The 25,828-nt window shown below is 70.2% G+C and carries 21 protein-coding genes; 13 read left to right on the top strand and 8 right to left on the bottom strand.

Features of this window, described 5'->3' with window-relative positions; genetic code table 11:
• Nucleotides 1-42 precede the first annotated feature (42 nt).
• Together ACFY2X_RS13220 and ACFY2X_RS13215 are read right to left on the bottom strand one after the other, a co-directional pair.
• A complete protein-coding gene (locus ACFY2X_RS13220; protein ID WP_389937678.1) occupies nt 43-843 on the bottom strand; it encodes an ABC transporter permease in 801 nt (266 codons plus the stop codon).
• Nucleotides 844-848: 5 nt separating this feature from the next.
• A complete protein-coding gene (locus ACFY2X_RS13215; protein WP_389937043.1) occupies nt 849-1,817 on the bottom strand; it encodes an ATP-binding cassette domain-containing protein in 969 nt (322 codons plus the stop codon).
• 146 nt (nt 1,818-1,963) lie between these two features.
• Here ACFY2X_RS13215 and ACFY2X_RS13210 point away from each other — a divergent pair, with 146 nt between their 5' ends.
• Both ACFY2X_RS13210 and ACFY2X_RS13205 read left to right on the top strand, forming a co-directional pair.
• On the top strand, nt 1,964-2,569 hold the full coding sequence (locus tag ACFY2X_RS13210; RefSeq protein ID WP_389937041.1) for a PH domain-containing protein: 606 nt from the start codon (nt 1,964-1,966) through the stop codon (nt 2,567-2,569).
• Nucleotides 2,566-4,419: a PH domain-containing protein gene (locus tag ACFY2X_RS13205; protein WP_389937037.1), complete on the top strand. Its 1,854-nt coding sequence runs from the start codon at nt 2,566-2,568 to the stop codon at nt 4,417-4,419. The genes ACFY2X_RS13210 and ACFY2X_RS13205 overlap by 4 nt, the downstream gene beginning before the upstream one ends.
• Before the next feature lie 98 nt (nt 4,420-4,517).
• Here ACFY2X_RS13205 and sepH read toward each other — a convergent pair whose 3' ends face one another.
• Nucleotides 4,518-5,981, bottom strand: a complete 1,464-nt coding sequence (gene sepH, locus ACFY2X_RS13200) for a septation protein SepH (RefSeq protein WP_389937033.1) — start codon at nt 5,979-5,981, stop codon at nt 4,518-4,520.
• A 574-nt stretch (nt 5,982-6,555) separates the two neighbouring features.
• Here sepH and ACFY2X_RS13195 point away from each other — a divergent pair.
• Nucleotides 6,556-7,656, top strand: a complete 1,101-nt coding sequence (locus ACFY2X_RS13195) for a hypothetical protein (protein WP_389937030.1) — start codon at nt 6,556-6,558, stop codon at nt 7,654-7,656.
• 93 nt (nt 7,657-7,749) lie between these two features.
• Here ACFY2X_RS13195 and ACFY2X_RS13190 read toward each other — a convergent pair whose 3' ends face one another.
• Nucleotides 7,750-9,066, bottom strand: coding sequence for a D-arabinono-1,4-lactone oxidase (locus tag ACFY2X_RS13190; protein WP_389937028.1), 1,317 nt, complete (start codon nt 9,064-9,066; stop codon nt 7,750-7,752).
• Nucleotides 9,067-9,159: 93 nt separating this feature from the next.
• Nucleotides 9,160-10,356: an MFS transporter gene (locus tag ACFY2X_RS13185; RefSeq protein ID WP_389937025.1), complete on the bottom strand. Its 1,197-nt coding sequence runs from the start codon at nt 10,354-10,356 to the stop codon at nt 9,160-9,162.
• A 144-nt stretch (nt 10,357-10,500) separates the two neighbouring features.
• On the opposite strand from ACFY2X_RS13185, the gene ACFY2X_RS13180 reads away from it, so the two are divergent.
• Nucleotides 10,501-11,766, top strand: coding sequence for a lytic transglycosylase domain-containing protein (locus ACFY2X_RS13180; RefSeq protein ID WP_389937022.1), 1,266 nt, complete (start codon nt 10,501-10,503; stop codon nt 11,764-11,766).
• A gap of 88 nt (nt 11,767-11,854) precedes the next feature.
• Here the strand turns inward: ACFY2X_RS13180 and ACFY2X_RS13175 are convergent, their stop codons facing one another.
• On the bottom strand, nt 11,855-12,817 hold the full coding sequence (locus ACFY2X_RS13175; protein WP_389937019.1) for a ferrochelatase: 963 nt from the start codon (nt 12,815-12,817) through the stop codon (nt 11,855-11,857).
• Between the two features lie 117 nt (nt 12,818-12,934).
• Here ACFY2X_RS13175 and ACFY2X_RS13170 point away from each other — a divergent pair, with 117 nt between their 5' ends.
• Both ACFY2X_RS13170 and ACFY2X_RS13165 read left to right on the top strand, forming a co-directional pair.
• Nucleotides 12,935-14,914: a S9 family peptidase gene (locus tag ACFY2X_RS13170; RefSeq protein WP_389937016.1), complete on the top strand. Its 1,980-nt coding sequence runs from the start codon at nt 12,935-12,937 to the stop codon at nt 14,912-14,914.
• Between the two features lie 105 nt (nt 14,915-15,019).
• Nucleotides 15,020-15,814, top strand: coding sequence for an inositol monophosphatase family protein (locus ACFY2X_RS13165; protein ID WP_389937014.1), 795 nt, complete (start codon nt 15,020-15,022; stop codon nt 15,812-15,814).
• A 47-nt stretch (nt 15,815-15,861) separates the two neighbouring features.
• Here the strand turns inward: ACFY2X_RS13165 and ACFY2X_RS13160 are convergent, their stop codons facing one another.
• On the bottom strand, nt 15,862-16,026 hold the full coding sequence (locus ACFY2X_RS13160; RefSeq protein ID WP_389937011.1) for a hypothetical protein: 165 nt from the start codon (nt 16,024-16,026) through the stop codon (nt 15,862-15,864).
• A gap of 217 nt (nt 16,027-16,243) precedes the next feature.
• Between ACFY2X_RS13160 and ACFY2X_RS13155 the strand changes: the two genes are divergently transcribed.
• From ACFY2X_RS13155 to ACFY2X_RS13135, 5 genes are all read left to right on the top strand, one after another.
• Entirely contained in the window at nt 16,244-16,897 is a 654-nt protein-coding gene (locus ACFY2X_RS13155) for a response regulator transcription factor (protein ID WP_389937007.1), read from the top strand.
• A 98-nt stretch (nt 16,898-16,995) separates the two neighbouring features.
• Complete coding sequence (locus ACFY2X_RS13150; RefSeq protein ID WP_389937674.1) at nt 16,996-18,300, top strand: sensor histidine kinase; 1,305 nt, start codon at nt 16,996-16,998, stop codon at nt 18,298-18,300.
• A 288-nt stretch (nt 18,301-18,588) separates the two neighbouring features.
• The gene (locus ACFY2X_RS13145) at nt 18,589-18,888 is read left to right on the top strand and encodes a DUF4193 domain-containing protein (RefSeq protein ID WP_012893211.1); all 300 of its coding nucleotides are present in this window, start codon (nt 18,589-18,591) and stop codon (nt 18,886-18,888) included.
• A gap of 83 nt (nt 18,889-18,971) precedes the next feature.
• Nucleotides 18,972-19,778 (top strand): hypothetical protein, encoded by an 807-nt coding sequence (locus ACFY2X_RS13140; RefSeq protein ID WP_389937002.1) that lies wholly within the window; start codon nt 18,972-18,974, stop codon nt 19,776-19,778.
• Nucleotides 19,779-19,830: 52 nt separating this feature from the next.
• Nucleotides 19,831-21,204, top strand: a complete 1,374-nt coding sequence (locus tag ACFY2X_RS13135) for a trehalose-6-phosphate synthase (RefSeq protein WP_389936999.1) — start codon at nt 19,831-19,833, stop codon at nt 21,202-21,204.
• Between the two features lie 29 nt (nt 21,205-21,233).
• On the opposite strand, the gene ACFY2X_RS13130 is transcribed toward ACFY2X_RS13135, so the two are convergent.
• Nucleotides 21,234-21,530, bottom strand: coding sequence for a DUF4235 domain-containing protein (locus ACFY2X_RS13130; RefSeq protein ID WP_389936996.1), 297 nt, complete (start codon nt 21,528-21,530; stop codon nt 21,234-21,236).
• 81 nt (nt 21,531-21,611) lie between these two features.
• Here ACFY2X_RS13130 and valS point away from each other — a divergent pair, with 81 nt between their 5' ends.
• Nucleotides 21,612-24,149, top strand: coding sequence for a valine--tRNA ligase (valS, locus tag ACFY2X_RS13125; protein WP_389936993.1), 2,538 nt, complete (start codon nt 21,612-21,614; stop codon nt 24,147-24,149).
• A gap of 387 nt (nt 24,150-24,536) precedes the next feature.
• Entirely contained in the window at nt 24,537-25,823 is a 1,287-nt protein-coding gene (locus ACFY2X_RS13120) for an AI-2E family transporter (RefSeq protein ID WP_389936990.1), read from the top strand.
• The last annotated feature ends 5 nt before the right edge of the window (nt 25,824-25,828 follow it).

Raw genomic sequence — 25,828 nt, 5'->3', positions numbered from 1 at the left:
ACGGCGGCCGGACCGCCGTTCCCCTATTTCGATCCCGACACACTAGGCCCGGCGCCGGAAGGCGTGGATCGCCAGGGGGGCGAAGACCACCACCAGCGCGACCGCCCAGAGCATGGAGGTGAGCGCCGGTCCGGCGACCTCGCCGCCGTTCAGCAGTCCCCGGACGGCGTCGGCGAGCTGGGTCACCGGGTTGACGTCCACCCACACCTGCAGCCACCCGGGCATCGTGTCGCTCGGCACGAACGCGTTGCTGGTGAAGGTCAACGGCATCATCAGGGAGAAGCCGAAGATCTGCACCTTCTCCGGGTCCTTGGCCTTCAGGCCGATGAGCACCGACATCCAGGACATCGCCAGGGCGAAGGCCAGCAGCAGGGCCACCGCCCCCAGCACGCCGGCCACCCCGGTCTGGACCCGGAAGCCGAGGATCGTGCCGATCCCGAGGAACAGGAACAGCGCCCAGAGCTGCTTGGCGGTGTCGGCGATGATCCGTCCGGCCAGCGGCGCCGTACGGGCGATCGGCAGGCTGCGCAGCCGGTCGAAGACACCCTTGGTGATGTCGGTGTTGAGGCCGATCGCGGTCGTCAACGTGGCGAACAACGCGTTCTGCACGATCAGGCCGGGCAGCGCGAACTGCAGGTAGTCTCCGGTGCTCCCGGCGATGGCGCCGCCGAACACGTAGGTGAACAGCAGCAGGAACATCACCGGCTGCACGCTCAGGTCGAGCAGCTCCATCGGGTTGTGCTTGATCTGCACCAGACTGCGCCAGGCGAGCGTCATCGTCTGGCGGAACCCCGCGGCCGGGCTGACCCTCCCGGTCAGGGCCACCGGGGCGGGGGCGGTCATCGTGGTCACGCGAAGGCCTCTTCCTTGGCGTCGGCGGGTTCGTCCTCGGCGGGGTGGCCGGTCAGGGCCAGGAACACCTCGTCGAGGCTGGACTTGCGCAGGGAGAGCTCGGAGGCGACGATCCCGAGGTCGTCCAGCCTCCTCACGACCACCGGCACCACCGCGGGGTCGCGCACGGCCGCCATGACCTTCCCGCCGCCCAGGTCGGGGCTCTCGCCGGTGACGTCGGCGACGACCTTGGCGACCAGATCGACATGACCGGCCTGGAGCGGCCGCACCTCCAAGATTTGCGCGCCCGTGGTCGCCTTCAGCTCGTCGGAGGTGCCCGAGGCGATCACCCTGCCGTGGTCGAACACCACGATGTCGTCGGCGAGCTGGTCGGCCTCCTCCAGGTACTGGGTGGTGAGCAGCACCGTCACCCCGTCGGCCATCAGATCGCGCACCACGCTCCACAGCTCCGTACGGCTGCGCGGGTCGAGACCGGTGGTCGGCTCGTCGAGGAACAGCACCTGCGGTCGCCCGACCAGGCTGGCCGCCAGGTCGAGGCGGCGCCGCATGCCGCCCGAATAGGTCTTGGCCGCCCGGCCTCCGGCGTGGGTCAGCTCGAACCGCTCCAGCAGCTCGGCGGCCCTCGACCTGGCACCGGTCCGCGACAGGCCGAGCAGGCGGCCGATCATCACCAGGTTCTCCACGCCGGTGAGCGTCTCGTCGACCCCGGCGTACTGCCCCGTGAGGCCGATCAGCGACCGCACCTGGTGGGCCTGTCCCGTCACGTCGAAACCGCCGATCGAGGCCGTGCCCTCGTCGGGCCGCAGCAGCGTCGCCAGAATCCGCACGGCGGTGGTCTTGCCCGCCCCGTTCGGCCCCAGCACGCCGAGCAGGCGTCCCTGGGGCACGGCGAGATCCACGCCATCGAGTGCGCGGGTCTCCCCATAACGCTTCACCAGGCCCTCCGCCTGAATGGCGTATTGCATGTTCGACACCTTTCTCGTCATCCCGCCCCAGAATGGACCGCCCCGCTGACACATCCCTGAGCCCGAGCTGACGCGGGAGGCGTCCCGCTGACAGATGGCTGACACGGCGGGCCGTCCGCCGGGTCATGACCGTTTAGGCTGGCAGCGTGAGCGACCAAGCCGATGAGCACAGGGATGCCACGAGCGGGATCCCGGCAGGCCGCGTGGGCGGGCGCGACGGGCGGTCCACCGGACCCGGCCGTGTCCCGTTGCGCGACCCGGCCAACCCGGTCTCCCGCAAGGCCGTCGCGCTGTGGCTGGTGGAGCAGCTGTTCTGGGCCGTCATCCTGGTCGGCGGCGCTTTCCTGCTGGCCCGGTGGATCGACGGTGACCGGTGGTCCTGGCTGCCCGGCTGGGTGGTCGACAACATCTGGTGGCTGCCGGTGGTGGTGGGGGTGCTCGTCGTGCCGGCGGCGATCGTCGAGCCGTTCTGGCGCTACGCCGTGCACCGGTGGGAGTTCAGCGGCGACGTGGTCTACGCGCGCTCCGGATGGATCGACAGGGAGTGGACGTTCGTCCCGGTCAGCCGGATCCAGACGGTGGACAAGGCGCAGGGCACGCTGGAGCGGGTGCTGGGTCTGGCCACGGTCGAGATCCGTACCGCATCCCACGCGGGGTCGTCGACCATCAGAGGCCTCGACTACGGCGTCGCCGCGGCCCTGGCCGAGGGGCTCGCCCGGCGGGCCGAGGAGCTGAGAGACGACGCGACGTGACCGAGCCTCCCGAGCACCCAGGCGTTCCCGGGCACCGGCGTCCCGAGACGCCCTCCGAAGACCCCCTGCCGGGCCCGCAGGCCGTACGGCAGGGGCCGGAAGGCGCCGAGGAGGGGTCCGGTCCCGGCCGGCGCCCCGCCGGCGATCCGCGGGCCGTACAGCGGGGCCCGGAGGGTGGGCCATGGGCCTCGCCGCCCGTACCGGACCCGGATCCGCGGGGCGGACCCGGCGATCAGGCGTACGGCCTGCCGCCGGTCGGCCCGCCGCTGCGGCTCAGCCCCAAAGTGCTGCTGACGGATCCGATCCGGATGCTGCCCTCGCTCCTCCTGCCACTGGTCGGCGTCCTGTTCCTCGGCGGGTTCTCGCCGAGTTCGTTCGGGTGGGCGGCCTTCGGCGTCGCCGGTTCGGTCGTCTACGCCGCCCTCCGCTGGGCCACCTTCACCTACCAGGTGATCGACGACAGGCTGGAGCTCACCCGGGCACTGGTCAGCAGGTCGGTGCGGACGATCCCGCTGGAGCGGATCCGCGGCGTCGACGTCAGCAACCCCCCGTTGCACCGCCTGCTCGGCATCGCGGTGCTCAGGATCGACACCGGGGCGGGCGGCGACGACAAGCAGGAGGGTGAGCTCGACGGGGTGACCGTCGCCGAGGCGGAGCGGCTCAAAGCCGTGCTGCTCTGGCACGCCCGCGCCCGGATGGCGCGGCGCGCCCAGGCGCGCGGAGCCGCTTCGGCGGCCACGGAGCCCGGTCTCCGGGCGGCGGTGACCGAGGCCGTCACGGGGCTTCCCTCCGTCCCCGCCGCCCCGCCCGAGGCGGCGGTTCCCCCGGCGGGCCGTCACGAGGTCGGCGAGACGACCCCCGAGCGGGTGTTCTTCGTGCTGCCGCGCAAGTGGCTTCTGTACGGGCCGCTGTCGGGCTCCTACCTGCTGACCCCGTTCGCGCTGGCGGCGGGTGCCGTGGGCGTGCTGTTCCAGTGGGGCACGGAGTTCAGGGTCGACAAGCGGATCGTGGTGGACGCGGGGGAGTGGCTCTTGGAGCATCCTCCCGCCCTCGTCGGCGCCCTGGTGCTGCTGGTCCTCGCCATGCCGATCGTCGGCGAGGTCATGTACGGGGTGTTCAACTGGAACTTCACCCTGCGGGCCAGGGAGGGCTACCTCATCGCCGAGCGTGGCCTGCTCACGCGCAGGAGCGTGTCACTGGAGCGGCGCAGGGTGCGCGGGTTCGAGCTGGTCGAGGGCCTGGTCGAGCGCTGGGCGGGGGTCGCCCGCGCGTGGGCGATCGTGACCGGTCTGGGCGACTCGGAGACCCGAGGGCAGCTGATGCCCGTGGCGCCGCGCGCCATCGTGCTCGACGTGGTGAGTGAGGCGATCGGCCCGATCACCACCGGGCTGCGGGCCCATCCGGTGGCGGCGCGCAGGCGCCGGCTGTTCCGGGCGATCTTCCCGTGGCTGGTGGTCGCCGCCGGCGCGGCGTGGGCGGCCCTGACGTGGTCTCCGCTCTGGTGGGGGCTCGCGGTGCCGGCCGCGATCCTCGCGGCGCTGGGCATCCCGCTCGGCCTCGACCGCTACCGGTCTCTCGGCCACGCCTACGACGGGGCGCGCCTGTCGGTCCGGTCGGGGTCGCTGCGCCGCTCCCAGGCCGTGGTGGAGGAACGGGCGGTGGTCGGCTGGACGCTGCGCCAGACCTGGTTCCAGCGGCGCGCCGGCCTGCTGACCGTGATCGCCGGGGTGGGGGCGGGAACGGGGGGATACGCCGCGCTCGACGTCGGAGAGGCCGAGGGCGTGGCCTTCGCCGCCGAGGTCACCCCCGGCTGGCTCACCCCGTTCATCTCGGCCGACGCCGCCGAATGACCTCCCCGTACGGCTGACCTCCACATACGGCGAGGCGGGGGCGACCGGATAGCCGGTCACCCCCGCCTCTCGCGACGCTCTCGGTTCTCGCGGTGCGGTCAGTCCTGGCGGCGGGCGCCGAACATGATCTCGTCCCAGGTCGGCACCGAGGCACGCCGTCCCCGCGCCTTCTTCGCCGGTCGCGTCGGGGCCGGCTTCGGTGGCTCCACGGGTTTGTCGGCCACTTTGTCGGCCACGGCCTCCTTGGCCGCCCCCGTGTCCGCGGGCGCATCCTCCCTGGGCTGCCCGGCCTGGGGCCGGCGTGCCGCGGGGACCGCTATCGGCGTTTCCGGGACGGGTTCCGGCTCCGTCACGGGGGTCGCCTTCGCCTCGGGCACGGTGCCCGCCGCCTCGGGAGCGGGAGACCGCTCCAGGGCGGGCTCGGGCTTCACCTTGACCGGCTCGGGCGTGACCTCGGCCACGGCGGGGGCGGTCTGGGGAGCCTCCGGGATCTCGACGACCCCCGGAACCTTCACCACGACCTGCTCGGGCGCGGGCTCGGCGGTCGCGGCAGGCGCGACGGGTTCGGGTGCCCTGGCCGTTTCCGGGGCCCGGGCCTGGGTGAGGGGCTCGGGCGCCGTGCCCAGCGGAACGGGCTCGGAGGCGGCCGACGCCGATTCGGGTGTCCTGACCGGCTCCGCGACCCTGACCGGCTCGTAGGGGACCGGGCTCGGCGCGCGCAGCGGTGGCACCGTCGGCCTCGGGGCCTCGAATCCTTCCGGGATCGGCGGCATCGGCGGATGCTCGTAGACCGCCGGAGCCTCCGGCTGGGCGTGGGCCGCCGGAGCCTCGGGCAGGGGCGGGGTCTGCGGCTCCTGCTGCCGTACCACCGAGGGGAAGGACACCGGAGGCTGGTTCAGCGGCTCGGGTGCGAGCGGCGGCACCGGTGCGAGCTTGGCCACGCGCGGCACGAACGGCGTGACCGTGGAGTCTTCGACCGGCTCGACGTAGTCGCCCGAGGACAGGCGCATGGCCTCGTCGTCGTGCGGCGTGATGTGGCGCCGGCGCGGATCGAAGATCCACTCAGCGTGGCGGCTGTGGCCGTTCCAGACGAAACCGAGCTTGATCCGCCACAGGTTGTCGTCCCGCTTGGCGGAGTCCCAGTCGATCTCGTCGGCGGGCACGCCGCGACGGGTCAGCCGCTCGGCGACCAGGTCGCCGAGGGTGGGACCGGGAGCGGAGTCGCCCGGCAGCCGTACGGCGCAGCGTTGCGCCTGCTGAGCCATGTACTCACGTTCCTGGAGTACGGGGCCCTCGAACCACCGCACGCGCTCGACCGGGATTCCCGCCGTGGCGGCGATCTCCTCCGCGGTCTCGCCGGCACGGATCCGGGCCTGGATCTCCTTGGGGCGCAACGGACTCTCCACTTCGATCTCGTACTGGCCGAGACGGGAGAAGTTGCCGCGGACGGCAGCACGGAGCCGGTCGTCGACGGGCAGCGTGAACCGGGTGCCTCGGCCGGCTGTCGCCAGCACGAGATAGGTCCCGTCCTCACTCACCGCGACGAGTCGGAGCTCCTGCATGCGAGTCCCTTCGTCGTCGTGCTCAATCTTCCCCCGGACCCTTGAGTCTCTCGCGTGTGCCGGTTGCCTGCCAGCACCGTACCCGGCATGTCCGAACATCGCCTTCCTGGATGGGGCTCGCAGCGATGTGACGCCGGTCACATTTGCTCCATTCATCTATCTATCAGGCACCGGTGTGGAGCAGCACGCCCGAGGTCCTCGACGGATTCTTCCGAATAACGCCGGGTGCCGCTGTGGACTTGAGACAAGTGACGGGAGACGACACTGAGGCCGGCCCCCCGGTCCTGCGGGGTGCGGGGACCCCGGAAGCGTGCGGAGGTGAGCTGGTACGGTCCGTGTCCCCGCCGCCGGTGGCGGTCGTGACCGCCAGGGCGACGTGGAGCGGCGACGGGTCTGAACGGCGGGAGAAGGTCATCTCCAGCGGACTCCCTCGGGGTTGAGCGGCGCGGGGCGTCTGCGAATCTGCCTGTCGCACAAGTCACAGGAACAACAGGACACGCCGATGCGTCATTCTTCGAGGGAGCCTTTGCGTACCCCTTTACCGAAAGCTCGTGAGAAGGGACTGATTCGGGGAATGGGCGGCGAACGAAGGTTCGATCTGAACCTGCCGCAAATCGTGGGGGGCGCGCTGGCCACGATGACGGCGGCGGTGGCCGCGTCATATCTGGGGGTCGCCGGAACGGTGATCGGCGCGGCCGTGATGAGCGTGGGGAGCACGGTCGGCGGGGCCGTCTACACCCACTACCTCAGACGCACCGGTGACCAGATCACCCTCATGGTGGGAAACGAGACCCAAGACGATCATCCCAGGAAGGTGGAAGGCGAGGGCGAGCTGGCGACGGCCGCGCGGGCCACCGTCCGGGTCGCGGCACGAGAGGAGGCCCGGGCGGAAGGGGCCGGGAGGCTCGCTCCGGTGGACCCGGACGCGCCGACCTCGGTGATCCCGGTCCTCGCCGCCGCGGTGGAGAGCGCCGACGGCCTGGACGGCCTGGTCGTGGAGACGAACCCGGCGACGGTCGAGCTGCCGAGGGTCGTCGACGGTTCCGCCACGGCAGAGCTGCCCCGGATCACCGGCGATTCTCCCACTGACGAGCTGCCCAAGATCGTCGACGGCCCCGTCACTGCCGAGCTGCCCCGGATCGCCGACGGCCCCCGGGGCTCCGGCGGCCCCCATGCCAACGACGGTCCCCGCGTCAAGGTGTGGATGCTGGCGGTGACGGCACTCGTGACGTTCGTGCTGAGCATGGGCGCCATCCTGGGATTCGAGAAGCTCAGCGGGCAGCCCGTGTCGAGCACTCTCAAGGGTGAGAAAGGCTCGGGCACCAGCCTCAACCCCGGTGCCGGAGAGCGGGACACGAGCCCCGAGCCGGTCAGGCCGTCCAAGCCGTCCCGGCCGGCCGTGCCACTGCCGTCGACCCCGGACAGGGCGACCTCCGGCCCGGTGACGAGCCCGGAGCCCGAGCGGGAGGAGAAGCCGGAGCCCACCCCCACGCCTCCGTCCACGCGGACGCCGACCCCGGCCCCGAGCCCGTCGTCCAGCCCGACCCAGGATGCCCCGTCGCCGGAGCCCAGCGAGGAGCAGACCGACCCGCTTCCGGATGAGACGGGGGTTCCCGACCAGGAAGACTCCCCTGGCGGCGGGCCCAGCCGGCAGCCCGACTCCGGCGTCGAGTGAGGGGCGCACGCCGCACGTCGCCGTGAGGCCCGTGCCGTACGGCGCCGTGACGTCCTGGGCACCCGGGTCACAGGACGGCGGCCGTGGGGCCGGTCAGCCCAGGACGGTGTCCAGGTAGTCGTTGGCGAACACGCGCCGCGGGTCCAGCCGGTCCCGTAGCGCCTGGAAGTCGGCGAAGCGCGGGTAGACCGTGGCCAGGTAGGCGGCGTCACGGGTGTGGAGCTTGCCCCAGTGCGGGCGGCCGCCGAGCCTGGTCATGATCTCCTCGACGCCCTCGAAGTAGGCCGGGTTCGGCGTCGGCCGGTAGATGTGGCAGGCGATGTAGGCCGAGTCTCTGCCATACGCCGTGGACAGCCAGGCCTCGCTGGCCGGGGTGACGCGCACCTCGATCGGGAAGGTGATCTTCCAGTCCCGCCGTTCCACGAGGTCGCGGGTCTCGCGGAGAGCCTGCCCGAGGTGCTCGCGCGGGATGGCGTACTCCATCTCCAGGAACCGCACGTCCCGCACGCTCGTGAAGATCTTGTACGAGGTGTCGGTGTGGGTCGAGGCCGACAGCGCCGCCGCCGAGATCGCGTTGAGCCGGGGGATGATGCCGGGGAGACGCCCGCCGAGCGCGCACACCGCGCCGAACAGGGTGTTCTCCAGGAACTTGTTGTCCAGCCAGTGCTTGAACGCGCTCGGCGGGTCGGCCGGCCCCTCGCTCCGGTTGTTCCGCTTGGTCAGGCAGGTGTCGGTGTGCGGCAGCCAGAAGAAGTCCAGGTGCTCGTTTTCCGAGGTGATCGCGTCGAGCGAGTCGAGGATCTCGGTCAGCGACATCGGCTGCCGGGTGCTGCGCAGCAGGAACGACGGCTCCACCCGGAAGGTCACCGCGGTCACCACGCCGAGCGCGCCCAGGCCCACCCGGGCCGCGTCGAAGAGGTCCTGCTCGCTCACCCCGTCGCGGATCTTCCCCTGGCCGCCGCCGGACACGGTGACGACCTCGCCGTCGGCGAGCACCAGCTCCAGCCCGAGCACCTGGTCGGCCAGCCCGCCGACCGCCCGGCCGGTGCCGTGGGTGCCGGTCTGGATGGCTCCGGCCAGGGTCTGGGCGGTGATGTCGCCCATGTTCGCCAGCGCCAGGCCCATCCGGTCGAGCTCTTCGTTGAGCACGTGGAGGGGTGTCCCGGCCGCCGCCTTCACCCAGCCGTCGCCGACCTCGCGGATCCCCGTCAGCGCGTCCGGCCGCAGCAGCAGGCCGTCGGTCAGGGCGACGCCGGTGAAGGAGTGCCCGGTGCCGACCATGCGCACCCGGCGTCCCGAGGCGGCGGCGTCCCGTACGGCCTGCGCCACCTCCTCCACCGAGGAGGGTGTGCGGACCTCGACGGGCGTGACCGACTGGTTCCCCGCCCAGTTGTGAAAGACCTCGCTCATGCATGCTCCTTGCCGATCGGCGTCGCGAAGCACGCATGGATCACGCCGCGGTCACCGGCTCCGTCTCGCTTCGCCCGCAAATGTGAACAATACTCATGATTGCTTCTGGGGAACAGGGGTCCGCAGCCAGGCGGAGCCGGCGGCGCCGATGAGCACGGCCAGGACCGCGCAGGTGAAGGAGAACCCGTAGGCGTTGGAGGCGCCGAACACGTCGGTGAGCCGGCCGCCCGCCCAGGCACCGAGCGCCACGCCGAACCCGACCGAGGTGGAGACCCACGACATGCCCTCGGTGAGCAGATGGGCCGGGACCAGCCGCTCGATCAGCGTGTAACCGGTGATGATCGTCGGAGAGATGGCCAGCCCGGCGAGGAACAGCATCGGAGCCATGATCCTGATGTCGCCGATCAGCATGATCGGGGTCAGCCCGGCCGCGAACACCCCCAGGGCGCGCAGGAACCGGCTGCGCAGGGAGATCTTCCACTGCCGCGCGCCGTACCAGAGCCCGGAGACCAGGCTTCCGCCCGCGAACGCGGCGAGCAGCAGCCCGGAGACGTGCTTGGCGCCGTGTTCCTCGGCGAACGCCACCGTGATCAGGTCGACCGAGCCGAACACCGCGCCCATCGCCAGGAAGACACATGACAGCAGGGCGATCCCGGGGATGGTGATCGGGCTGCCGGAGCGCTTGCCGGTCCACCTGACCGGCGGCTCGGTGCCGCGCTGCATCGCGAAGGCAAGGGTGCCCACGACCGTGCAGGTCAGGGCGGTGACCAGGCCGGCGTAGGGGTTGACCATGGTGGCCAGGGCGGTGACCGACGCGGGTCCGGCGACGAAGATGACCTCGTCGGCGACCGACTCGAAGGAGAACGCGGTGTGGAGCTTGGCCGACCCGGCCAGCAGGTGCGACCAGCGGGCCCGCACGAGCGAGCCGAGCGACACCGCGGTGGTGCCGACCACGACGGCGGTGGCGAACATGGTCCACAAAGGGGCCTGGAACCTCGCACAGAGCATCAGGCCCGTCAGCGCGGTGCCGTGCGCCAGGGTGAGGGGGACGATTACCCTGGCTTGGCCGAACCTGTCCACCAGGCGCCCGTTCAGGGGCGTGGCGACGGCGTAGGAGACATTGACGGTGGCCGCGATCGCGCCTGCCATGGCATAGGAGTCGGTGAGCGCCTCGATGAGCAACACGATGCCGAGGCCGAGCATCGACATCGGCATCCGCCCGAAGAAACCGGCGATGACGAACCCCTTGACGCCGGGCGTACTGAAAAGTCCCCGATACGGCCCGACCACTGACAGTCCCCTCCCACCTGTTTCAGGCGTAGATCGTAGCGACGATTTCGCACCAAACCGGTGCCCAGCAAGTCATTTTCCGTGCAACGGCACACACCCCTGCAACTTGGGGCTAACGTGAGCGCAGTGTCGCATCTTCCCGGTTTGCGGGCATTCGCTGCGGTGCTGGCCGTCGTGACCGCCCTCGCGGTCATCGGCGGTGCGGTGTTCCTCGTCGTCCGCCCCGCCGACTCCCTTTCGGCCACCGCCGCCGAGTCCGACGTCCGAGACCTGAACGGTCCCTCGGCGCCGCCGGCCAGCCCTCCGGCTCTCCTGGCCCGCCCCTCGGCGCCCCCGACCGGCTCCCCTGCGGCCAGTCCGACTCCGGCGGCCACGTTCACCGGCGGGCCCGGAGTCACCCTCACCCCGCCTCGGCTGCTCGTGATCTCCCAGTCGACCCTGCCCCAGCAGACCAAGGAAGACATCTCCCGGCTCAGGCACGTCCAGAAGATCGACTCTTTCGACGGCGGGGCGGTCAGGGTGTCCGGGGTAGGGCTCAACCTGCTCGCGGTCGACCCGGCCCGGTTCCGCGCCTGGGCGCCGAAGGCCGTGGCCGACCAGCCCGCGGTGTGGAACGCGCTGGTCAAGGGAGAGCTCGTCGCCGAGAGCGCGGCGGTGAACCGCTTCGGGCTGGTCCTCGGTGCGGAGTACCAGGTGGACGGCGGGCCTCAGCTGCGGGTCGCGGCGTCCGCCTCGTTCGGGCTGCCCGGGGTGGACGGCCTGGTGGGGGAGGAGACCGGGCGGCGGCTCGGGCTGCTGCCGGGCGTGGCGCTGCTGGTGAACGGCCCGGAGAAGGCGGTGACCACCTTGAACGCCGGAGTGCGCAAGCTGCTGAGCTCGGGCGCGCAGGTGATCACGGTGGGCCGGAACCGTGCCGTGACGACCGCCACGGCGAAGAACTCCACAGGCAGGACCACCACGGGCAAGACCACCACAGGCAGGACCACCACCGGGACACAGCCGCGGGCGATCAGGCGGGCGACGGTCGGACGGCCCGGCAGCTACCTGGAGCTGTATCGCAAGTCAGCCGGGATCTGCCCGGGTCTGTCATGGACGGTCCTGGCTGCGATCGGCCAGGTGGAGAGCTCGCACGGGCGTAACAACGGGCCGTCGTCGGCGGGCGCCCAGGGCCCGATGCAGTTCATGCCCGCCACGTGGAAGGTCTACGGCGTGGACGGCGACGGCGACGGCGTCGCGGACATCTGGAGCCCCTACGACGCCGTCCCTTCGGCGGCCAACTACCTGTGCGCCAACGGCGCGGGGCGGGGCGGGAAGAAGCTGGAGAAGGCCATCTGGTTCTACAACCACTCCTGGTCGTACGTCAGCAAGGTCATGTCCATCTCCCAGGCCTACGCCCGCACCTATCCGTGACAGCCTCCGGGCCTGCGTCCGCGCATCCGTGACGGCCTCCGGGCCTATGTCCGCGCACCCGTGACAGTCTCCCGGCCTGCGTCCCCGCCTATCCGTGACGGCGAGGCGGGGCCGGGCAACAGGTGGCAAGGCACATGGCCGGCTCCGGCTCGGCCAGCAGCTCACCGATCATCGACACGAACCGTGGGTGGGTGCCCGCGGTGGCGGCCCGGGCCAGCGGCAGGCCGATCTCCCTGGCCAGGTCGGAGGCCTCCACGTCGAGGTCGTAGACGACCTCCATGTGATCGGAGACGAACCCGATCGGCACCAGCACCACCGCCGGGGCGTCGATCTCGCGCAGGTGGTCGCAGACGTCGGGCTCCAGCCATGGGATGTGCGGGGCGCCGCTGCGGCTCTGCCAGACCAGGTCCCACTGCCGCTCACCGCCCAGCTCGGCGATGATCAGCGAAGCCGCCTCGCGAAGCTGCGCCTCGTACGCCCCGCCGTGCGGTCCGGCCGTGTTGGCCATCGAGACCGGGATGCTGTGCGCGGTGAACACCAGGCGCGCGGCGTCCCTGTGCGCGGCGGGCAGCCGGTCCAGGGCCTCGCGGGTGTGGTCGGCCATGGCCGCGACGAAACCGGGATGGTTGAAGTAGTGCCGGAGCTTGACGATCTCCGGAGCGCCCTCGACCGCCGCCCTGGCGAACGTGATGTCGTCGATGTACTGCCGGCAGGCCGAGTACGAGCTGTAGGCCGCCGTGACGAAGGCCGCCGCCCGGCGCACGCCGTCGGCGGCCATCTGACGGAGAGTGTCTTCCAGATAGGGATGCCAGTTGCGGTTGCCCCAGTAGACCGGCACGTCGACGGTCGGCTCGACGGCCGCGATCAGGTCGCGGCACTGCTGGTTGATCGGGCTGGCCCCGCCGAAGCGCTGGTAGTGCGCCTCGACCTCCAGCAGTCGTTCGCGCGGGATCTCCCGGCCCCGCACCACGTTCTCAAGAAACGGCATCACGTCGTCCGGCTTCTCCGGGCCCCCGAACGAGACGACGAGCAGCGCGTCGTAAGTCCCCATGTCATTCATCCAACCGCATGGCGGGACGTTCTCATGCACGGTCACTCCAGGTGATTGATTCGGGGCACCTGTTCACGGATGCGTGATCGGGGACAACGGTCGAGGTAGGTTCGAACGGTGACCCCTTTTAACGATATTCGTGACTATGTCGGCGTCCCCCGGCTGGTGTCCCTGCGGCTCGCCCCCGACGGAAATCGCCTGGTCAGCGTGGTGCAGGCGCTGAACCCCGACGGCAAGTCCTACGGAACCTCCCTGTGGGAGATCCCTCTCGACGGGCGCAGGCCGTACCGGCTGACCAGGTCGGTCAAGGGCGAGGCCGGGGCGGAGTTCACGGCCGGAGGCGACCTGCTCTTCGGCTCGCGCCGCCCCGACCCGACGGTCAAGGACGCCGAGGAGGAGGTGCCGGCGCTCTGGCTGCTGCCCGCCGCCGGAGGCGAAGCCAGGCAGGTCGCCTCCAGGCCCGGTGGTGTGACCGGGTTCGCGACCGGTGGCCGGACCGTGGTCTTCGGCTCCGACGTGCTCCCCGGCGACGAGGCCACCGAGGAGGAGCGGCGCAAGGCGCGCAAGGAAGCCGGGGTCAGCGCGATCCTGCACGAGAGCTACCCGGTGCGTTACTGGGATCACGACCTCGGCCCCGGCGAGCCCCGGCTGTTCTCCGGGATCCTCGGGGACGAACGGCTGACCGAGATCAGGGACCTCAGCCCGCAGCCGGGCAAGGCGCTGACCAACGCCTCCTACGACGTGAGCCCGGACGGCGCCACGGTCGTGACGACCTGGGCGGTGCCGCTGCCGGCGGGCGAGCTCCGCACCAGGCTGGTGGCGATCGAGACGGCCGACGCCGGGGCCCAGCGGATCCTGGCCGAGCAGGAGGGCTACGACTTCGAGGGGCCGGTCAAGATCTCTCCCGACGGGCGCCTGGTCGCGTGCGTGCGGGGCAACCACGCCGACACCGTCGCGATCCCCGAGAGCACCCTGTGGATCGTGGACCTGGCCACCGGCGAGGGGCACGCCGCGGGCGGGGCGCTGTGGCCCATGGACGTCGTCTGGTCGCCCGACTCCCGCTCCCTCTACGTGGCCGCCGACGACCAGGGCCGCCGCCCGATCTTCCGGGTTCCGGCCGACGGCTCCGAGCCGGTACGGCTCACGCCCGACGACGCCGCCTACCTGTCACTCAACGTCGCGCCCGACGGCACCGTGTACGCGCTGCGCAGCGCCGTGAACCTGGCGGCGGGACCGGTCCGCGTCACCGCCGACGGCACGATCGAGGAACTGGACTCCCCGGCCCCCGCGCTGGAGCTGCCCGGAACCCTCACCGAGGTCACCGCGACGGCCGACGACGGCGCGACGGTCCGGGCCTGGCTCGTGCTGCCGGAGGACGCCTCGGCGGACAATCCGGCGCCGTTCCTGCTCTGGATCCACGGCGGCCCGCTGTCCAGCTGGAACGACTGGTCCTGGCGGTGGAATCCGTGGATCATGGCTCAGCACGGCTACGCCGTACTGCTGCCGGACCCGTGCCTGTCCACCGGTTACGGGCCCGAGATGATCCGGCGTGGCTGGGCCGACTGGGGTCCGCGTACCCACGCCGACCTGATGGCGCTCACCGACGCCGCACTGGAGCTGCCGGAGATCGACGCCACCAGGACCGCCGCCATGGGCGGCTCGTTCGGCGGTTACATGGCCAACTGGATCGCCGGGCACACCGACCGGTTCAAGGCGATCGTCACCCATGCCTCGCTGTGGAACCTCGACCAGTTCGCCGGCACCACCGACGCCTCCATGTACTGGCAGCGCGAGTTCGGCACCCCGGGCAACGAGCTTTACCAGAAGCTCTCCCCTCACTCAGCGCTGGAGAAGATCTCCACGCCGATGCTGGTCATCCACGGGGACAAGGACTACCGGGTGCCGATCGGCGAGGGCCTGCGGCTGTGGTGGGACCTGCAGCGCTCGGATGTGGAGTCGAAGTTCCTGTACTTCCCCGACGAGAACCACTGGGTGCTCAAGCCCGGCAACGTCGTGGTCTGGTACGAGACCGTGCTCGCCTTCCTGGCCCAGCACGTCCTGGGCCAGCAGTGGAAGCGGCCGGAGTCGCTGTCGTGAACCCGATCGAGCGAGCGGAGTGGGCCGCGAGGGACGAGCGGTCCGCGGAGCGAGTGAGGAAGGGTGAGCGACCATGAGCACTGTCGTGAGAGGCGGTGAGGGATCGTGGAGACTTCTGTGACCTTCGCCCGGCTGGCCGAGGAGATCGCCAGAGAGGCCGGGGAGATGCTCCTGGCCAAACGGCCGGCCAGGCCCGAGGTCCTGGCCACCAAGTCCAGCCCCACCGACGTGGTGACAGCGCTGGACAAGGCGTCGGAGGAGCTGATCCGCCGCAGGATCAGGGCGGTCAGGCCCGGCGACGCGATCCTCGGGGAGGAGGGCGGCTCGACCGGCGACGGCCGGGTCCGCTGGATCGTGGATCCGATCGACGGGACCGTCAACTTCCTGTACGGCCTGCCCGAGTGGGCGGTCAGCATCGGGGTGGAGGTCGACGGTGAGATCGTCGCGGGTGTGGTCAACGTCGTGCCGCGCGGCGAGGTCTTCACCGCGGTCAAGGGCGGGGGCGCGTGGCTGGCGGGCGAGCGGTTGCGCTGCAACACCGGTGTGCCGCTGGACCGGGCCCTGATCGCCACCGGGTTCGGCTACGAGACCGGGCGGCGGAAGGTCCAGGCGGAGGTGCTCGCCCACGTGCTGCCGCGCGTGCGTGACATCCGCAGGGGCGGCTCCGCGGCCTCCGATCTGTGCTCGGTGGCCGCCGGCCGGGTGGACGGCTTCTACGAGCGTGGCCCGCAGTATTGGGACTACGCGGCCGGAGGTCTCATCGCCGCCGAGGCCGGGGCCAGGATCGGGGGGCTCAACGGCAAGCCGTACAACCCGGGGCTGACGCTCTGCGCGGCGCCGGAGCTGTTCGAGGAGCTGCACGACCTGCTGGCGCCGCTGGATCCCGAACGCGACGCCTGAGACGTGAAAAGAGCCCCCAGGCTCGGGGCCTGGGGGCTCTTTCCGCGTCAACCCTGGATGGGGATGCCGTTGTCTGTGGCCAGACGGTGGAGATCCTCGATCTCGGCGGTGAGGGTGTCGGCGAGGTAGTCGTCGCCGGTTGACCTGGCCTCCTGCAGGTTCTTGTAGGCCTGGTCGAGGCGGTGTTTGATCGTGGTCGTGAACTCGCCCATCTCACCTTCTTTCTCACGGGGGCGGGCTTGAGGGATGGCTGCGGGGACTGGCTTTGTGCTGTACCCAGCAAGAGGCGGCGGCTAAACCTGGATGTGGCCCACATCACGCTGAGTGTTTATCGTGGCCCCGGCCTTACCACCGGCTTACGGGGAATGTGGCGAGAATGAGGAGCCGTTCCAGCGGTTGATTCCATATTTCACAGGAGGTGCCAGGGCTGTGCGGGTGCTTGTGGTTGAAGACGAGCGGGTGCTTGCAGACGCGATCGCGACCGGGCTCCGGCGCGAGGCCATGGCGGTTGACGTGGCCTATGACGGCGCCGCCGCGCTGGAGCGGACCGACTACATCGACTACGACGTGATCGTCCTGGACCGGGACCTGCCGAAGGTCCACGGGGACGAGGTCTGCCGCCGCCTGGTCGCCGACCGGGTCGCGTCGCGGATCCTGATGCTGACCGCGTCTGGCGACGTCGACGACAAGGTGGAGGGGCTGGGGCTGGGCGCCGACGACTACCTGGCCAAGCCCTTCGTGTTCATCGAGCTGGTCGCGCGGGTGCGGGCTCTGGGACGGCGCTCGGCTCCGGCGCTGCCGCCGGTGCTGGAGCGGGGCGGGGTCTGCCTGGACCCGGGTAAGCGGCTCGTGACCAGGAACGGGGAGGAGATCTCGCTCACCAAGAAGGAGTTCGCGGTTCTTGAGGAGCTGATGCGCGCCGAGGGCGCCGTCGTCAGCCAGGAGGACCTGCTGGACAAGGCGTGGGACGAGAACATCGACCCGTTCACCAACGTGGTGCGCGTCACCATGATGACCCTGAGGAAGAAGCTGGGCGAGCCTCAGGTGATCGAGACGGTGCCCGGGGTCGGATACAGGTTGTGAGCGTTCCAGCGGGCGGGGAAGTTCCAGCGGGCGGGGAAGAGGAGCGGCCCACGATCGTTCCGGCGGATGAGCCGCGCGACTCCCTGCCGACCCATCCGATGATCAGCCCGCACTCCGAGCGGGGCGCCGGGAAGGACGGGAAGTCCGCCCCCGCGGGGAAGACCCTCGCGGGGAAGGTCCCGCCGCCGCCGACCGGCCCGCCGGTGTGGGACGGCCCGCCCCCCGTGGGGGCCTCCCCGGTCCGGTCCTCGCCCCTGGACCAGTTGCGGGCCGTCGTCAGCCGGGTCAGCATCCGGTGGCGGCTCACCATCACGTACGGCGTGCTGTTCTTCGTGGCGGGAATGCTGTTCCTGTTCGTGATCTACATACTGGTGAGCTGGGCCATCAACGAGGCCTGGCCGGTCGTCACCTTCTCGGACGCCTCATCCGAGGTCCAGAGGGAATTCCAGGACAAATGGCACTGGGCCCAGGAAGCCGCGGTCTACGAGGCGCGCAAGGCTCTGCTCAGCCGGTCGCTGCTGGCCCTGGCGGGGGTGGGCATCCTGGCGATCATCATCGGCTATCTCGTCGCGGACCGGGCGCTCAAGCCGATCCAGCAGATGACCGCGACGGCCCGCAAACTCTCCGGCACCACGCTCGCCCACGAGCGGATCGACCTCCAGGGTCCCGACGACGAGCTCAAGGAACTGGCCGACACCTTCGACGCCATGCTGACCAGACTCAATGTGGCGTTCGACACACAACGAAGATTTGTGGCCAACGCCTCGCACGAGCTCCGCACCCCGTTGACGATCAACCGGACGGTCCTGGAGATCGCTCTGGGCGACCCCGAGGCGTCGGAGGATCTCAAGGCGCTGGGCCGTACCCTCCTGGAGGTCAACGCCCGCAACGAGCGCCTCATCGAGGGCCTGTTGCTGCTGGCCCGCAGCGAGCGTGAGCTGAGCGTGCGCCAGCCGGTGGACATGAAGGACGTGGCCGAGACGGCCGTCGACCAGCTCTCCTCGCGCGCGGAGGAGGCGGGTGTCACCGTTATCACGGAGCTGCGGAGCGCCGAGACCGTAGGCGATCCGGTGCTCCTGGAACGCTGTGTGGCGAACCTGGTGGAGAACGCCATCAAACACAACCTTCTCGATTCCGGGCGTTTGTGGGTGCGTACGGGAATGGCGGAGGGTGCCTTGGTTGTTCAGGTGGCCAACACAGGGCCGCATGTGCCCGCATATGAAGTGAACAGTCTGTTCGAGCCGTTCCGGAGGCTCAACGCCGACCGGGTCGATTCGTCCAAGGGAGCGGGTCTCGGGCTGTCCATCGTCCGTGCGGTCGTGCGCGCTCATGGGGGCAACGTGACCGCCGTCCCCAGGGACGGAGGAGGTCTCGTGGTAACCGTGAGACTCCAGCCACGTTGATCCGGCGGGGGGCGTCTCGCTCACGCCGTACATGTGGTTGGATGTGCCGTCGAACACGGTGGCTCATGCCGCCAATGCTGTGGTTTACGCCATATTTGGCTAACCAGCGCCATTGGCGGTAAGTCCCTCACGTGTAGGGAGGTTCAGTGACCATTCCGGCGGGGTACCGAAGCAGGAATCTATCTGTCGGATCGGGCACAAGTTGTGCCTCTCAAACGTTACACGCGCCAGCGAGCGCAGACAGACTGACAAGCGCAACCAGATAGATGAGGGGGATGGAGCAGACCGATGGCTACCGATTACGACAGCCCACGCAAGACCGACGACGACCTCAATGAGGACAGTCTTCAGGAACTGCAGGCACGCCGTACCGACAAGTCCTCGGGCAGCATCGACATCGACGAGACGGATCTCGCCGAGTCGCTCGAACTGCCGGGCGCGGACTTGTCCAACGAGGAGCTTTCGCTCCGGGTGATTCCTCGTCAGGCCGACGAGTTCACCTGCGCGCGCTGCTTCTTGGTGCATCACCGCAGCCAGCTCGCCGTTGAGCGCAACGGCCAGCAGATCTGCCGGGAGTGCGCGGCCTGACGATCGTTCCGATGGCTTGTCCGATGTGTGCCCCGCCATGCAAGGGTAGGGCCTCAAGGACGGCCTTGAGGAGGTTCCGCGACATGACGTCAGAGAACAAACAGACCGGTGCCGAGCCGGACGACTCCACCACCGAGGAGTCGGCCGGCGCATCGGGCCGGGAAGTAGCGGAGATCGTCGGCAGGCTGGTGGAGCCTGGCGACATGAATGGCGCCGAGCGGCGAAAGCTGCTCGGCCGCCTGTCGGCGACGCTGGCCTCGGGCGCGAAGAAGGCCAAAGAGTCAAAGATCGGCCGGGGCCGATGGCTGGCCGACGTGTTCATGAGCGTGGCGCCCCGCATCCCCATCCGTGATCTGGCCACCCTCTCCGAGCATCACCACGGGCTCACCTCTGAGGCGCTGGCCGACGACCTGGCGCGCACCGCCGCCAAGGCCACCATGACGGTCGGTGCCATCGGCGGAGCCCTCGCGGCGGCCGAGTTCGCCGCCCCGCCGCTCCTGCTGTCGGCTCCCGCCCAGCTCGTGGCCGAGACTCTCGTGGTCGCGGCGATCGAGGTCAAGCTCATCGCGGAGCTTCACGAAGTGTACGGCGTCCAGGTGCCGGGCAGCGGCACCCAGCGGGCGATGGCGTTCGCGAACGCCTGGTCCAGACAGCGCGGTGTGGACCCCATGTCCCCCTCCACCGTCACCATCGCCCTGGGCACCGCCACCAAGACCGCGCTGCGCAACCGGTTGATGCGCACCCTCGGGCGTCACCTGACCACGCTCGGCCCCTTCCTCACCGGAGCCGTGGCCGGTGGAGCGCTCAACCGCGCGGCCACCAAGAAGCTCGCCGACCTCGTTCGGGCTGATCTGAGGCATCAAGAGGCACTTCCACCCGGAAAGTCATAGAAAAGCCTGAATTGGGTAGTTGTACTAGGAAACCAACTACCTGGAGGATTTTGTGCAGGGCCGCAGTTCGTTTCTGATCGTGGCGAATCGCCTTCCGGTTGATCGGGTGGGTCAGGACATGTGGCGGCGCAGCCCCGGCGGGCTGGTCACAGCGATAGCGCCCGTCCTGCAACGCCGTGAGGGCGCGTGGATCGGCTGGCACGGGGCCTCCGGCGAGCACGTGGAGGCCTTCGAACACGATGGCATGCAGCTCATCCCCGTGCCGCTGTCGGAGTCGGAGGTGGAGCTCTACTACGAGGGCTTCTCCAACGCCACCCTCTGGCCCCTCTACCACGACGTGGTCGCCCCTCCGGTCTACTCGCGCGTCACGTGGGAGGCCTACCGTACGGTCAACGAGCGCTTCGCCCGCGCCGCCGCCGAGGAGGCGGCGCAGGACGCCGTCGTGTGGGTCCAGGACTACCAGCTCCAGCTGGTCCCGGCCATGCTGCGCGAGCTCCGCCCCGACCTGCGCATCGGTTTCTTCCTGCACATCCCCTTCCCCCCGGTCGAGCTGTTCTGGCAGCTCCCCTGGCGGCGGGAGATCGTGGAGGGTCTTCTCGGCGCCGACCTGGTCGGCTTCCAGCGACCCGGCGGCGCGTCCAACTTCATCCGGCTCTGCCGCCGCCTGCTCGGCCTCCAGCACCAGAAGAACGAGATCCTGGTGGGGGACCGGATCGTGCGGGCCGCGGCGTTCCCCATTTCGGTCGACTTCGGCGAGCTGGACTCCCTGGTCCGCGAGCCGCACATCATCGAACGGGCCAAGGCGATCCGCGCGGAGCTGGGCGACCCCGAGTGCATGCTGCTCGGCGTGGACAGGCTCGACTACACCAAGGGCATCGGCCAGCGGCTGCAGGCGTTCGAGGAGCTGCTCTGCGAGGGCTCGGTCAAGCCGGGGGAGGCGGCGTTCGTGCAGATCGCGACGCCGAGCCGGGAGCGGGTCGAGGAATACATGCGGCTGCGCGACTCGATCGAGCTGCAGGTCGGCCGGATCAACGGGGAGCAGGGAGAGCTGGGCCAGCAGCCGGTGCAGTACATGCACCAGTCCTACGGCCGCGACGAGCTGGCCGCGCTCTACCTGGCGGCGGACGTGATGGTGGTGACGCCGCTGCGCGACGGGATGAACCTGGTCGCGAAGGAGTACATCGCCTGCCGCAACGACCTTCGCGGCGCGCTTGTGCTCAGCGAGTTCGCCGGGGCGGCCGACGAGCTGCGGCAGGCGTTCATGGTCAATCCCTACGACATCGACGGCCTCAAGCGGACGATGCTGGCCGCCATGCGGGCCACGCCACACGACCTGTCCCGCCGGATGCGCTCGCTGCGCCGGCGTGTGGCGACCTACGACGTGGACCGCTGGGCGAAGGAGTTTCTCGCCGCCCTCGAATCCTGATCTTCACGCCGCGTACGGGCGTCCCGCCGTCAGGAGGCGACTTCCTTGGCCGTGTCCCTCAGGGTCCTCCAGGCGTCGTAGCGCTTCCTGGCGGTGCGGGTCACCACGATCTGCGCGACCTGCATGCCCACCCCCATCACCACGGCATAGCCGATCGCCTCGCCGAGGCTGATGTCCAGCGACTCATGGTCGGCCGGCGGCTTCTTGCCGGTCGCCTTCTCCCAGGCGAACCCGATGACCTTCCTGGCAGCCCAAGCCGTCACCAGGCCCACCAGGCCGCCGATGGCCCGCCACATCATGTCCTGCTTTTCGGTCTTGTCGGCCATATGGTTGCTCTCCTTTCGCTCCGCACCAGAACACTAGTCTCCTTCAGCACAACATCGCGCGAAGCCATACCATAGGGAGGCATGACACAACAGCGACTGCGCCATGCGCCCATGCCCGAGAAACCGACTCTCGACGGGCTGGAAACCGTATGGGTAGCCCGCTGGGAGGCCGACGGCACCTACCGTTTCGACAGGTCGCGCACGCGAGACGAGATCTACTCGATCGACACCCCGCCCCCGACCGTCTCCGGATCCCTGCACGTCGGCCATGTCTTCTCCTACACCCACACCGACACGATCGCCCGCTTCCAGCGCATGCGCGGGCGCGAGGTCTTCTACCCCATGGGCTGGGACGACAACGGCCTGCCCACCGAGCGCCGGGTGCAGAACCACTTCGGCGTGCGCTGCGACCCCTCGATCCCCTACGACACGGAGTTCCAGCCGCCGGCCAAGCCCGACGCCCGGCGTCAGGTCCCGATCTCGCGCAGAAACTTCATCGAGCTGTGCGAGCGGCTCACGCTTGAGGACGAGAAGGCGTTCGAGGAGCTGTGGCGACGGCTGGGCCTGTCGGTGGACTGGTCGCTGACCTACGCCACCATCGACGGCGGCGCGCGGGCCGCCTCCCAGCGGGCGTTCCTGCGCAACCTGACCCGAGGCGAGGCCTACATGGCGGAGGCGCCCACACTCTGGGACGTCACCTTCCGTACGGCCGTCGCCCAGGCCGAGCTGGAGGACCGGGAGTGGCCCGGCGCCTTCCATCGGCTCGGGTTCAGGCTGTCGGGGGAACAGCAGGCCAAGGGGTTCGGCGACCGCGTCTGGATCGAGACGACCCGTCCCGAGCTGATGCCCGCCTGCGTGGCGCTGGTCGCCCACCCGGACGACGAGCGCTACCAGCCGCTGTTCGGCACCACGGTGAGGACGCCGCTGTTCGGCGTCGAGGTGCCGGTGCTGGCCCATCATCTGGCGGAGCCCGACAAGGGTTCCGGCATCGCGATGATCTGCACCTTCGGCGACATCACCGACGTCACCTGGTGGCGTGAGCTGAACCTGCCCACCCGGGCCGTCATCGGCTGGGACGGCCGGATGCTCCCCGAGGCGCCCGAGGGCGTCCCGGCCGAGCCGTACGCCGAGCTGGCGGGCAAGACCGTGCACAGCGCCCGGGAGCGGATCGTGGAGCTGCTGCGCGAGTCCGGCGACATGGAGGGCGAGCCGCGGCGGGTGGAGCGCGCGGTGAAGTTCTACGAGAAGGGCGACCGGCCCCTGGAGATCGTCACCACCCGCCAGTGGTACATCCGCAACGGCGGGCGGGACCGCGAGCTCAGGGAGACCTTCCTGGCGCGCGGCGAGGAGCTGTCCTGGCACCCGCCCCACATGAAGGTCCGCTACGACAACTGGGTGGAGGGCCTGGCGGGTGACTGGCTGATCTCCCGGCAGCGGTTCTTCGGCGTGCCGATCCCGGTCTGGTACCCGCTGGACGACGCGGGCGAGCCCGACCACTCCTCGCCGATCCTGCCGGAGGAGTCCATGCTGCCCATGGACCCCTCCACCGACGTGCCGCCCGGCTACACCGAGGACCAGCGGGGCAAGGCGGGCGGCTTCATCGGCGACCCGGACGTCATGGACACCTGGGCCACCTCCTCGCTGACCCCGCAGATCTCCGGCGGCTGGGAGCGGGACAAGGAACTGTTCGACAAGGTCTTCCCGATGGACCTGCGCCCGCAGGCCCACGAGATCATCCGGACCTGGCTGTTCTCGACCGTGGTCCGGTCCTACCTGGAGGAGGGCACCCTGCCCTGGCGCCACGCCGCCATCTCCGGGTGGATCCTCGACCCGGACCGCAAGAAGATGTCGAAGTCCGTGGGCAACGTGGTCACCCCGCTCGGACTGCTGGAGCAGTACGGCTCGGACGCGGTCCGCTACTGGGCGGCCAACGGCCGTCCGGGCACCGACACCGCGTTCGACACCGGTCAGATCAAGGTCGGCCGCCGCCTGGCGATCAAGATCCTTAACGCCTCCCGGTTCGTCCTGGGGCTGGGCGAGGACGGCGGCGAGGTCACCGAGCCGATCGACCTGTCGATGCTGGCCCGGTTGTCGGAGGTGGTCCGCGAGGCCACCGAGGCGTTCGAGGACTACGACTACACCCGCGCCCTGGAGCGGACCGAGCGGTTCTTCTGGGAGTTCTGCGACGACTACCTGGAGCTGGTCAAGGTCAGGGCCTACGACGAGGGCCCGGCCGCGCGCTCGGCCCACGCGGCGCTGCGCGAGGCGCTGGACGTCATGCTCCGGCTGTTCGCCCCGTTCCTTCCGTTCGTCACCGAGGAGGTCTGGTCCTGGTGGCGTGAGGGTTCGGTGCACCGGACGGCCTGGCCCACGGCCCCCGACGTGAACGGCGAGCCGGAGCTGCTCCCGGTGGTGGCCGCGGTCCTCGGCCGTGTCCGCAAGGCCAAGTCCGACGCCAAGCTCTCGATGCGCGGCGAGGTCTCCCGGCTGACCGTCGCCGGCGCCCAGGCCGACCTCGTACGGCAGGCACAGGACGACCTGTGCGGCGCGGGCGTCGTCGAGGAGTTCGTGCTCCGGCCGGGTGAGGGCGACCTGCTGGTGGAGGTCACCCTCGCCTGATCGGAGCCACCGGGGACGCTTGACCTGTGGTCCCTCACGCTCGCCGCGCTCCGCGCGCAGGGGTTCGGGGTTGTTCCCTCCCGGGAAGGACCCCGGACCTTGACGTGAGGGAGCTCCACCCTTCACACGGATCGGGCGCCTGCCGTACGGTCGAGGGACCAAAGTGAGGGGAGGACAGGTCATGCCCCCAGGGTGCGGCAACTGCAGCTGCTACCTCGATGATCGGGTGATCTCTCGGCCGCCGGAGGAGCGCTGATCCGCGCCGCTCCGGCGCGGTGATCCGAACCACATGCGGAGAGGTCCGGTCCAGGTGACCGGGCCTTTCCTTTAATCTGCCAGGAGGATAACCGCGCGCGTTCCTGGCCGGGACATGACAGTCTGGAAAGCGTGATCTCCGATCGGGAACGTCTGACGCAGTTGGTGCCGCGCACGCTGCTCCGCCTGGCCGCGTGGAGCCTGTGCCTGATCATCGTCGGCTGGGCCGTCTTCTACTTCGCCCAGTTCATCGCGACGCTGTACATCGTGGCGCTGCCGGTCGCCATCGCGCTGCTGCTGACGGCGTTGCTGTTCCCGATCACCCGAAGGCTCCGGGCGATGGGCATACGGCCGATCTACGCCACGTGGATCACCATGCTCGTCGCGCTCACGGTGCTGGGCGGCACGGGCTGGATCGTCGGGGTGCGGGCCAACGACGAGTTCCCCCGGCTGGTCGACCAGGTGAAGGCGACCTCCAAGACCGTGGAGAACTGGCTTTACACCGGGCCGCTGCACCTGCAGCCCAACCAGATCGGCAAGTGGATCGACGAGATCGCCACGCAGGTCACCACGCAGCAGAGACAGGTCACCCAGACCGTTCTCACCGGAGCCACGGTGGCGCTGGAGGTGCTGGCCGCCATCGTTCTGCTGCTCTTCGTCACGTTCTTCCTGCTCAAGGACGGCGACCGGATCTGGTCGTGGTTCCTGGGAGCGTTCGGATCGGCCGCGCCCCGCGTCGACCGGGCCGGGCGGACCGCCTGGGTGACGCTCTCGCACTACGTGCAGGGCACGGTGGCGGTGGCCGCCGTGCACGGCGTGATCATGGGTATCGTGCTCGCCGGGATGGGGGTGCCGCTCTGGGCGCCGCTCGCCGTCCTGATCTTCCTGGCCAGCTTCATCCCCATCGTCGGCATCTTCTTCGCCGGTGCCCTGGCCACGCTGGTCACCCTCGGCGCCCAGGGCCCCATCTACGCCCTGATCTTCCTCGGCATCCTGGTGGTGGAGCAGCAGCTGGAGAATCACGTGCTCCAGCCGCTGATCGTCGGCAGGGCGCTGCACTTCCACCCGCTGGCGATCATCCTGGTGCTGGCCGTGGGCGGCATCCTGGCGGGCATCGCCGGGGCCGCGGTGGCGGTGCCGATCGCCGCGGTTCTCTACCGGGCACTGCCCGAGCTCGTCAACGATCGGCTCCCCCTGCCCCCACCGGAGCCGGTGCCGGAGCCCGGAACGGAGCCGGGGCCGAGGTCCGCGCCGGAACCGAAGCCGGGGCCGGGGAACGGATCCCAACCGGAGCCCGGGAGCGGACCTCAGCCGGAGCCGGGACCGGAGCCGGTGCCCGAGCTCGGGTCAGGACCCGAGCTCGGACCCGTTGAGCCCGATGAGCCGGTGAATGAGGAATCCCCGCAGCCCAGGGGGTAACGTTC

The sequence above is a fragment of the Streptosporangium sp. NPDC000396 genome, from assembly GCF_042898655.1.
Taxonomy (GTDB): domain Bacteria; phylum Actinomycetota; class Actinomycetes; order Streptosporangiales; family Streptosporangiaceae; genus Streptosporangium.
The sequence above is the reverse complement of the archived record's forward strand: the minus strand, read 5'-3'. Positions and strand labels throughout refer to the sequence as shown.